Raw genomic sequence first — 7,231 nt, 5'->3', positions numbered from 1 at the left:
TGACAACTCGGGTATGTGGTCTGCCTAAGTCCGTAAATTTATTTAATACTGCCATACGTGCATGAATCTGATTGACTTGGCTTTGAAAATTTCTCGCACTGAGTTTATCCCCTAATAATTTGATGCAATGCATCTTGGTTTCAACCAAACTTCGCCGATGATAGCCTGACCATTTCTTCCAAATAGTTCTTCCTAAACGTTTAACTGTTCGAAGCAACTCATTGCGTTCTAGCGAGCCCATCTTTTTATCTTTCCATGGCTTCGCATTTTTTCTTGGTGGAATCACTGCATGTGCTTGCCGATCCGCAATGACCTGTCGGCACTGTTTGGTATCATAAGCTCCATCGGTATAGACGGAGTCAACTCTCTCATCTTGTGGAATCTGATCGAGTAAATCACCAAGTACCTGTGAATCACTCACATTGCTGGTTGTGAGCTGAACAGCGCGTATTTGTAAGGTTTTAGCATCTATACCAATATGTAATTTACGCCATTGGCGACGATATTCAGGCTGATGTTTTTTACGCTTCCATTCACCCTCATTTGTGGACGCAATAAAGCAATTTGACCTTCTGCCTCAACTTGATCGTCACCTAGAGTAAAAACTTCTTTAACGGTATTTTCTTGATTGAAATTACGATCAATAAAATCTTTATTATAGACTAGAGTTTTTATTGGTTCTTCACCAAGCCATTGAAGTAAACAATGTGTGTAGCCTAATGGTTGATCTATAATTCTACCAATTGTAGTTTTTCCAGACCCATTTGCCCCAAATATAAAATTTATCTGCTTTAAACCATCTAATTGTGTTGGTACACTATAAGTAGCAACATTATTTATATAGACTCCAGTAAGCATAGCTTTACCTATTTTTAATTTGCACGATTTAAAATTTATTTTTTTAGATTATATAGTTACATACAAATATCATCTACTAATTTTAGAAATATATAATAGCCCCATAATAAATAACGGTCGTTTTCTTACATTCGGAACAATATTCTAAAGTGATTTAATTTTTGCCATCCAGTATAAGGTCTTAGATATGAGTCGATTAACTTTTATAAACGGTGCGATTGTTTCTGCGTCTGATGTTCGCAAATCTTGGAGCAAAATTATTCAATGTGTCAAAGAAAGTCATAAACCTGTTTTTGTTTATACGAAGAATACGCCCGAAGCTGTTGTTCTGAGTTTTGAAGAATTTCAAAACATGCAGGAAATTGTTGAAGCCGTCCGGCGTGAACAGCTAGGACAACAAATGGTTTATGATCTTTTGGATATTAATCAGCTCACTGGTCAACCGATCAAACACATGCTTTTGAACCCCAAAGGTGTATTTGAAGAGGTAAATGGACAAGAAAAATAGCTTTTGAGGATATTAGCGGATTCGTGATTAGAGACAAGCTGATTTAAAAGTCATCTTATATTTATATTCGTTGCACAATGAGCTTTGATTTTCGTGAAATAATAGGAAGTGAAAACATTTTCGTAAATTAAGTAGCCCTGATGACATAGAGTTGACTAAGTTTATTGAAAATTACAAAGAATGCTTGGATGTCTATAGAACTATATTAAATAATGCACTGGGTAAAGTAATAGACTCACCCCCGGCGCAAACTTAGGAGAATCTCACACATTACCAATGAGTAAAGGACTATTTGAGTTGCGCTTAAAATCTCAAGAAGGTATTGCTCGTGTTATGTATTGCACACTAGTCGGTAAACGCATTGTAATGCTCCATAGTTTTGTTAAGAAAACCCAAAAAACACCTAAGCAAGATCTAAACCTAGCACTTGACCGCATGAAAGAGGTGAAAAATGCGAACACATGAAGAAATGAAAGCACTTGCATTATCTCGTTCAGCAGTGCGTACCGAATACGAACGAATTGAACGTGAAGAAATGCCCTTGCTCGATATGGTACTTACTGCACTTCGAGAGGCAGGTCTATCCCAAGCGCAAATCGCAGAACGCATGGGAACAAATGTACCTGCCGTTTCACGGCTAGAAAAAGCATTGATCACAGGCAAACCATCACCATCTATTGCCACATTGCAAAAATATGCTGCGGCAATTGGTAAACATGTTGAAGTGCGTTTTGTCTAAATAAAAAAGCACCCTAGGGTGCTTTTTACCAATTCACTAATCAATCAACTTTACACATTTAGCAACAACATCCTGTGCCTATAGACCCTTATCTTTGAAATTACTGTTATACGCACGATCAATATCTCTTAAGCCTTCTTGAATTTCTGCTTTTGATGCATTTTTGTCTGTTAGTATTTCATTCCTTAAGCTTTCCTTGGAAACCCCTTTAAGCCTTGCATCCATTATAAGAGACTGATTATATGCATCCTTTACACACTCATTGCGCTCTTTTAAAGATAATTTATTTGGAGTGCAGTGTGCTTCCCAAATTATTGCAAATTGAATAACCACGGTAGCTATTCTTAGAATTTACCTCTCCGCAATATCCTTTTATATTTTGGAATTGGGCTGAATCAGGATCTTTTAAGGTGCTTAAGATAGCTTCTTTTGACTCTTTTTCCACCTTTGAGCAACCATTAATCCCTACCAAACCAAGAACTAAGCTTAAAAAAATAATTTTTTTCATATAATATCAACACCTTAAAATTAGCTAATAATCCTGTTATGGCCAAATTCATCTTCACTATTATCAAATTGCTCCACGAGCACAAAAAGCTTTAAATCTTTTCGCCCACCAATGCTGTTTTCCTTCCAGTTAATGATTGAAAGCGCGTCATAAAGCGCAAAGTAAGGAACCCCATTGGAATCAACATCCACTAGCAAACCACAACGACCAAATACCAGAAGTTCAAGACAAATTCTAATGAAGAGCTGTTTAAGGCCAAATCCATCATTAGTTGCATTAGCGATAAATTCTTGAAGCAAAGTACTTTCGATCACAATATTTGGCGGTAGCTTAGAAACCAAACCAATCATCGTACGTAGCGAATCTTGAACCCATAATGGATACTGAGCACGGCTTAGATAAGCTTTATAGATCTCTCCGGCAGTATCACCCTGCTTTTCTGCTTCAATCATGCCAGCCGATTTAGCTAGGTACTTTGTCTGAGCCTGTTTGATCTACTCTTCGCCGGCAACGGCGTCACGCATAATCTGCCAGCTTTTTTGTGCAGCAATATACTGCGGATGTTTATCAGTAACTGCCATAAAAACACCAATAAAAAAGCACCAAAAAAGGTGCGTTGTTTAAGACATTCCGCGAATCCTTCGAACTCCAACAGATTTCTTGTCGATCGGAAATAAATAAGCAATTGGATATGTACCTGCATCATTCATATGGTCAAAACCGGCACTCTTATCCGGCTGTCCATAATCATCATAGATTTGTCGCTCTAGGCATTTGGCAAAGTGAGGACATTTATCTACATTTACGAATAATCTACGCTCAGACAAAGTATTGCAGAGCATACCGTTCATTGAGTTAATACGATCTTTAACTGCTGGGTTTCTACTGTTCACATGGACTTTAAAACCTGCCTTTCTTAATAAAGCCAGATCTGTCTCACTAGCATTACTCGACTTTCGATTCTCACCTGAAGCATCGGGATAAACTGCAACCTCGTGATTAGGATATCGCTCTTGGATAGCCTCAATCATTGCTGGAGTATCGAATAGATTAAAGAACTCATCTACCGCATGCATATGCTCACCACGGCGAACATATACCACAGCAGCCATTTTAGTTACGTTGAAGTCCATTCCCACATGAAGAACATCATTAACCTTAACTGTTTCACTTGATGCACTTAGCAACCGGTTAAAACAATAGTAGATGACACCTTGATAGCTCTCAAAGCTTGCTTCATGTTCCTGACTAAATGTCTTAGGATCCATTTTGCGTTTAGCAACAATGATTTCAAACTCAGGAATATTTCCACCTTGTAATGAAGTGTAAGAAAAGCTTTTACAGTCTGATGCCCTGGCTGACCATCCATGAATGTGTCATAACAATGGTTAAAGCCTTTAGGCGTACCAATTCTTAAAACATGGCCACCAACTCGCTGTTCGCCGTTCACCATATACTTACAGGTAGAAAGCATCGGGCGAAGCACTTCTTCCCATGCAGCCCATTTACAGTCGGCCCATTCATCAATAATTAAGAAAAATAAACCAGATCCACGAAGGTCATCATAGTTATCTAGACCAACGACACGGATAATATGGCCACTTCTTAAAGTAATTGAACATTCAGTTTCATTAGGCTTACCAGCTCGCCAAGATGCTGGAATAGCTTGTTTTAGTCGCTTCCAGAAAACCCGTTTTGCTTGCTTAAAGGTAGGCGCTGCATACCAGATTTCATTCTCTACCGAAACATTCCATTTAGCCGCTAGTCTTGCGGCTCTTCGCATTTCCGCTTTGGCCAAGAATGTTTTACCGAAACGTCGGCCATAAACAGCATCACGTAATCGAGCTTCTTTTTGCCAGCCCCACAAATAAATATTGGCTTGCTTAGGCGTTAATTGAACTGAACCTTCTGGAGGATTAAAGAATTGGCTCATTTGGTATCTCCTCATCAGGATTCAGCACAAGCTTGTAATCCTCTTCAGGTGGATTTACCTCACGTTGTAACTTCTGAAGTTCAAGTTTTTTAATCTCAAGTTCTACTTCAGCTTTAGTTTGGTTCGCTTCAGAATTACCACCTTTATTATTTTGTTCCCCCTTCTTCTCATAAAACCCTTTCATGATCTTTTGTATTTGGTCCACGATCTTAATTGTCATGGTCACATTGTTTTTTTAGTCCAAAGCAAATCACTTAAAATCTTCAACTGAACAATGTCATTTGCTCCACTGATTTTATTTAGTGGCTGACTCAAATACTCTTCCCGTGTATTTTCGAAAATTTCTTTGAGTTCCTTACTTAAGTCTCTCCCAGCAAACTTTGTAGGGTCATATGACTCTACCTGCTGTCTCGAAACATCAATGTCAAATTCCTCCTTGACGAGACTTACTGTTTCTTGAGGGGTGTTAAACACAGCAAGCGATTGTACAATAAAGAGTTTCTGCTTTTTGTTTAATGTCGCCATTTCTCTCTATCCGTCAAGGTACGTCAAGGAAACATGGCAAAAAAAATGAGCCAAAAGGCTCAGGTAATTACACAGTTTCCACAGCATTTAGAAATATCTAAATCAGAAACAAACGGCGGGTTTTTAGCGACTTCAACAAGCCGCTTAACACTGTCATTAGCTCCCCAGCGCTTAACAACACCGATGAACTCTTCCACATCGTGGCCAGCTAAATAGTGCTTTGGTAAGCCAGTATGATCGCTGTAAATAATCTCACCGTCCGAATCTCGCTCTACACCAATGTGATAGAGCTCATGTTCAAGCAAAGCACAAAATTCGTTATCGTTTGCCTTTTCACAAAAGCTTGCATCGATAGTGATTAAGTAAATTGGAACAAAACCGAACCAATCACGCATTTGCTACTCTTGACGGGCTTTCTTCCAGCCGCCTTGTTGAAACATAACCTTTTCACATTGGCCGAGCACCATGCGCTTAGCTCTCGTATAAGCAGTAGAAGCCCATGCAAAAGCCAAAAACCCCTCATTGTCATGAAGCATCTCAGCGATATGGTCATGATCTGGATTATGTAAAGGTCCACCAAGTGTAAGAAAATTAGCAACTACCCAATTTTTTAAATCAGACGCAGGTACTATGCGAATCGCTTCCTCTTCATCTATTTGGTCAATAAAATCAGTTGGAGGAAATGGTCTGATCTGATCCATTAAATATTTGCCTCTTTAAATTTTTTAGCCATTCACTAGCGTATTCAGTCCGTAACTGCAAAAGTCCAGACTCATCAATGCGGCATCTTGAAGCTGTCTCTATGCGAACTACGGTGTAGCCCATCTCTTCAGCCACATCGTAACAATCAAGACTACAAGCTTTATTTTTAAGTTTGCCCTTACGACCGCCAGACCATGGACCACCCGCAATTTCAACTAGTATTCGATACTCAATTAAATGAAAGTCAAACCGCCAGTGCTTAGCAGACTTAAACTGAAATTTCTTTTCATATTTAATTTCCAGATTATCTAAAGTTTCAGTAAATTCTTCTTCTGCCTCTAGATATTTTTGTGTAGGCTTTGGCAGTGGCCAGCTTTTAGGTTTAGTTTTAGGTTCTTTTTTCCGAGTAAGCCAAAAGTATTCTGTAGAATCCATTATTCTTACCCATAAAAAAAACCGCCCTTAGGCGGTGGCTAAACTCACAGGCAATATATTATTACTTCTTAAAAGTTGACTTATAGAGCTTTGAATTAAAGTAATCCGTAATTTCTTTACCTTCGGTTTGAATTTTTTCCTCATTTAAAGGTAAAAAATCTAATTCAGATTTCAAGCTCATATACTCTGGAATAAATTTCTTTATAGGCGGAGGTGGTTTAGGTCCACCTTCTGTAATTTTTTCGATAAATCCAGCTAACCATAAAATATACTCACCTTCTGAATTATGAGGAGGAATCAAACTCACATCTATTTTTACTTTACATTCATCTAATGGTCTACTAAACAATTCAACAAAATCAATAAAATTATATTTTAATTTAAATTCTGTTCCCTTAATTTCTCTGCGTATACATGTCATAAGTAAGTTCATATTTTCAATACAGTCATGTGAAAATAATTCCTCATCTTTAATTTTGTTATAAACATTTTCCGCAAACATGAGATACTGTGGCATTTCAGCAGCTCCTCATTTTTATAAAGTATTTTTTCTTAAGGTAGTCCAATTATAACAATGTTGCAACAAGAAATTTTCCATTTTTAGTTTAAAGAATTTTTTAAAATTATAAAGACGATTAGATTCAATAAATTAGTACGAATAAAAGCTAGGAAAGTTTGATTTTTCTAATGAGCTTTGAAATGGATTATTGTGTTTAGTTGATCAATTTAAAAAGCTTGGCTATTAGGCAAGCTTCCCCTTTTTGATATTTGCGCTGATCAACAAGGTTTAGTGTTACCTACAGCAACACACTGATAATACAGAAATATTTAAAAATAAAAAAGCCCACTTCCTATTTTTATTCAGAAATGGACTTAGCGAAAAAAACGCTTAAACCTGAAATAGGAAATATCTATTCGGAAATATTTCCAACTTCATATTGGCATAATATTTAAGCACTAGCAATAGGGATTGAATTAAAAATATCAAATATTCATATTTAAATAGATAAAGATTTCTTTTTT

General features: G+C 37.3%; 7 protein-coding genes and 6 pseudogenes. 3 read left to right on the top strand and 10 right to left on the bottom strand.

Annotation, left to right across the window (positions count from 1 at the left end; all coding sequences use genetic code 11):
- Together MKL35_RS16060 and MKL35_RS16055 are read right to left on the bottom strand one after the other, a co-directional pair.
- Positions 1-541: pseudogene (locus MKL35_RS16060) on the bottom strand (IS5-like element ISAba13 family transposase); the annotation flags it as partial.
- Entirely contained in the window at positions 469-858 is a 390-nt protein-coding gene (locus tag MKL35_RS16055) for an AAA family ATPase (protein ID WP_002072923.1), read from the bottom strand. The gene MKL35_RS16055 and the pseudogene MKL35_RS16060, both read right to left, overlap by 73 nt.
- 187 nt (positions 859-1,045) lie before the next feature.
- Here MKL35_RS16055 and MKL35_RS16050 point away from each other — a divergent pair, with 187 nt between their 5' ends.
- From MKL35_RS16050 to MKL35_RS16040, 3 genes and pseudogenes are all read left to right on the top strand, one after another.
- Complete coding sequence (locus tag MKL35_RS16050; protein WP_000088946.1) at positions 1,046-1,366, top strand: type II toxin-antitoxin system Phd/YefM family antitoxin; 321 nt, start codon at positions 1,046-1,048, stop codon at positions 1,364-1,366.
- Between the two features lie 255 nt (positions 1,367-1,621).
- Positions 1,622-1,831 (top strand): annotated as a pseudogene (locus tag MKL35_RS16045) (type II toxin-antitoxin system RelE/ParE family toxin); the annotation flags it as partial.
- Positions 1,818-2,105 carry a helix-turn-helix domain-containing protein gene (locus MKL35_RS16040; protein ID WP_001258992.1) on the top strand — a complete coding sequence of 96 codons (288 nt, stop codon included), beginning with the start codon at positions 1,818-1,820 and terminating at the stop codon, positions 2,103-2,105. The pseudogene MKL35_RS16045 and the gene MKL35_RS16040, both read left to right, overlap by 14 nt.
- Before the next feature lie 78 nt (positions 2,106-2,183).
- Here the strand turns inward: MKL35_RS16040 and MKL35_RS16035 are convergent, their stop codons facing one another.
- The 8 genes and pseudogenes from MKL35_RS16035 to MKL35_RS16000 form a co-directional block, all read right to left on the bottom strand.
- The gene (locus MKL35_RS16035; protein WP_000236586.1) at positions 2,184-2,438 is read right to left on the bottom strand and encodes a hypothetical protein; all 255 of its coding nucleotides are present in this window, start codon (positions 2,436-2,438) and stop codon (positions 2,184-2,186) included.
- Complete coding sequence (locus MKL35_RS16030) at positions 2,389-2,613, bottom strand: hypothetical protein (RefSeq protein ID WP_004882762.1); 225 nt, start codon at positions 2,611-2,613, stop codon at positions 2,389-2,391. Before MKL35_RS16030 ends, MKL35_RS16035 begins: the two co-directional genes overlap by 50 nt.
- Before the next feature lie 38 nt (positions 2,614-2,651).
- Positions 2,652-3,194 (bottom strand): annotated as a pseudogene (locus tag MKL35_RS16025) (DUF4055 domain-containing protein); the annotation flags it as partial.
- Positions 3,195-3,233: 39 nt separating this feature from the next.
- Positions 3,234-4,546: pseudogene (locus tag MKL35_RS16020) on the bottom strand (phage terminase large subunit family protein).
- Positions 4,530-5,071 (bottom strand): annotated as a pseudogene (locus MKL35_RS16015) (DUF2280 domain-containing protein). Before MKL35_RS16015 ends, MKL35_RS16020 begins: the two co-directional pseudogenes overlap by 17 nt.
- Before the next feature lie 59 nt (positions 5,072-5,130).
- Positions 5,131-5,772 (bottom strand): annotated as a pseudogene (locus MKL35_RS16010) (putative metallopeptidase).
- Entirely contained in the window at positions 5,741-6,208 is a 468-nt protein-coding gene (locus tag MKL35_RS16005) for a hypothetical protein (RefSeq protein ID WP_000378524.1), read from the bottom strand. The pseudogene MKL35_RS16010 and the gene MKL35_RS16005 overlap by 32 nt, the downstream one beginning before the upstream one ends.
- A gap of 61 nt (positions 6,209-6,269) precedes the next feature.
- Entirely contained in the window at positions 6,270-6,725 is a 456-nt protein-coding gene (locus tag MKL35_RS16000) for a hypothetical protein (protein ID WP_004882767.1), read from the bottom strand.
- Positions 6,726-7,231 lie beyond the last annotated feature (506 nt).

This window comes from Acinetobacter sp. AOR41_HL (genome assembly GCF_027854645.1).
Classification (GTDB): Bacteria; Pseudomonadota; Gammaproteobacteria; order Pseudomonadales; family Moraxellaceae; genus Acinetobacter; species Acinetobacter nosocomialis.
The sequence above is the reverse complement of the archived record's forward strand: the minus strand, read 5'-3'. Positions and strand labels throughout refer to the sequence as shown.